2 protein-coding genes are annotated in these 2,133 nt (G+C 63.1%); both read left to right on the forward strand.

Annotated elements, in window-relative coordinates:
* On the forward strand, window positions 1-833 hold an 833-nt coding region (locus ABN273_RS59065), incomplete at its 5' end, for a site-specific integrase (RefSeq protein ID WP_349458568.1).
* 363 nt (window positions 834-1,196) lie between these two features.
* Window positions 1,197-1,784, forward strand: coding sequence for a recombinase family protein (locus ABN273_RS59070; protein ID WP_349458569.1), 588 nt, complete (start codon window positions 1,197-1,199; stop codon window positions 1,782-1,784).
* Window positions 1,785-2,133 lie beyond the last annotated feature (349 nt).

Here is a 2,133-nt window from a genome sequence, read left to right on the forward strand (position 1 = left end):
CACCGTCAGCCGCCCTCCATCGACTCCGAACAGAGGACAGTAGCTTTGCAGTAACGCTGTGTTACCGCATCAAGAACGGTGCATTCTCATCCGTACGCGCTGGCGCACGTTCACTTGTACGCCGACAGGCGGGCTACGACCACTTGCGAGAGGTCACCCGCTCCGACATCAGAACAGCGCTTGGACCGCTCAGCGGTTCACGACGCGCCACCGCGACCAGCGCGATGCGATCGCTGTTCGGATTCGCCAAGAAGCGCGGCCTGATCTTCTCCAACCCGACGACCGGGTTGAAGGGCCGACCGGCGGACTTCACCCTGCTCCCGATGGCCGATGAGGAGATTCGGGCCATCGAGCAACAGGCCGATGACCTCGCCGGACGAGTCATCATCGCACTGGCCGCCGAGAACGCGGCTCGCACCGGAGCCATCCGCCACCTGACACTCGACAACCTCGATCTGGCCAATCGGCGAATCACCCTCGCCGGCCGCCGCCAGCGACTCGGAGACCTCAGTCATCGAGTACTCCGCCGCTGGCTCCGCCACCGTCGCGCAACCTGGCCGCACACCACCAACCCCCACGTCCTGATCAGCGACAAGACCGCCCACGGCACTGGTCCGATCAGCCAACAATTCGTGACATCGCGGATGAACCGCACCGGATGCAGTGTCGACCGGATACGCAAGGACCGCATCCTCCACGAAGCTCTCGCCGGAGGGGCGGACCCGCTTCACCTGTCGCTGGTCTTCGGGATCTCCCACAGCACCGCCGCCAGATACTCCGCCGTCGCCGAGCATCTACTCGCCGACGAGCTCGATCAGACACCCCAACCGTGATCCCTTGGGTCATGACGCCGGCGTCAACGACGAACTCCCCGCGTTTTCAGATCTCACCCAGCGAACTCGCGTGTGTTCCCGATGAACGTCCTTCAGTCTGGCTGAACTCACGGCGGACGCGCCAGTAAGAAACGTGTCATGAGCCCCAAACGAGCGGCACTGCCCGGGTCGCCATCACGACCCAGTCGGGTCGAACCATCTCCGGACCCTGACGTGATCTTGTACGGAATCGTTCATTTCTGAGACATGGTGCGCCTGCTGCACCGTTCTCGACGTCCACTCTCGCGATTATGTCTCAAAGTCCGCGTTCGAAAACTATGTTTCATTACGTCTCGGCTCAGCCGTTTATGAGACACTGGTGTAGTGAGCAGGATCGGCTACGGACGGGTCTCCACCCGCGACCAGAACCCCGACAGCCAACGCGATGCCCTTACGGCGGCCGGATGCGACCGGATCTTCGTCGACAAGGCGTCCGGGAAGATTGACCGACGCCCCGAGCTCGACAAGGCGCTGGACTACCTCCGGCCCGGCGACACCTTCGTCATCACCCGCCTGTCACGCGCCGCTCGCTCACTGCGCCACCTGCTGGACTTGGCGGCGCAGCTCCGCGAGCGCGAGGTGGACCTACTGGTGCTCAAGCAGGGCATCGACACCTCCACGCCGTCAGGGCGCCTGCAGTTCCACATGTTCGGCGCCTTCGACGAGTTCCTTCGCGAACTCATCGTCGAGGGCACCCTCGAAGGGCTCGCCTCGGCCCGAGCGCGCGGCCGCGTCGGCGGGCGCCCACCGGCCTTAGACGCCCATGGTGTGAAGATGGCTCGCGCGTTGTACGAGATGAAGGGCGACGACGGCAAGCGCCGCTACACCGTCCAGCAGATCGCCGACCGGCTCGGCGTCAGCCGAGCCACCATCTACCGCCACCTCGATCCCGACAAGCCGGTCTCGCGATAGGAGAAGCACGATGCTGCCCCCGATCACCCAAGGACGACAGCCACCACATCAGCGTCACACACCACCAACGGTGACACCCAGACGCCAAATCCGTAGCCAACGACACACCGTCAGTCGTCGGTTGATTCTTGAGGACAGAGGGCGCGAATGGACATTCGGCAGCTGGAGTACTTCCTTGCGATTGTTGATCGTGGAGGGTTCAACCGTGCGGCCTCGGCTCTGTATGGACCGTCCCGGGAATCTTGGAGGCTACGATTCCTGCGAACTTGCGAATGACGTAGCAGATTCCTGCGCCTTATAGAAGGCGCCTTCATACTCCTTCGGTGGAATATTACCGCAGAACGAGTGG

Origin of the sequence: Nonomuraea sp. B19D2, from assembly GCF_040137845.1 — a bacterium.
GTDB lineage: Bacteria > Actinomycetota > Actinomycetes > Streptosporangiales > Streptosporangiaceae > Nonomuraea.